Source organism: Pseudoalteromonas sp. 19-MNA-CIBAN-0066 (genome assembly GCF_040308705.1).
GTDB lineage: Bacteria > Pseudomonadota > Gammaproteobacteria > Enterobacterales > Alteromonadaceae > Pseudoalteromonas > Pseudoalteromonas nigrifaciens.
In genome coordinates this window covers 1-261 of the sequence record NZ_JBEONZ010000270.1, presented here as the reverse complement: position 1 = coordinate 261, position 261 = coordinate 1, and the positions used below count along the sequence as shown (strand labels likewise).

Annotated in this window: 1 protein-coding gene; it reads right to left on the bottom strand. The window is 40.2% G+C overall.

Annotated features, from left to right (window positions below; translation table 11 throughout):
• Window positions 1-261: hypothetical protein (locus tag AAEZ18_RS19110; RefSeq protein ID WP_352255997.1), on the bottom strand; the 261-nt coding region annotated here is incomplete at both ends.

Sequence of the window (261 nt, the reverse complement as noted above, 5' to 3'; positions counted from 1 at the left end):
GTGCAATATCACGCATCAATGCAGCATCTTTCTTCTTCGAGTATAGGTAGTCTACAGAGATTACGTATTCGTCTTCAGTTGTGTATGTAGCACCAAGAGAGTATTTCCACTCTGAAGGAATTTCAAAATCTGGGTCTACAGCATTAACTGTTGCATCGCCTACACCAATTTCTGTATTTGCAACAATGTCAAACATACCTTGTGGTACGTCAAAACCAGGTGTACCGCCGTTTACGTTAGCTGTATTGAATAAATCTACAC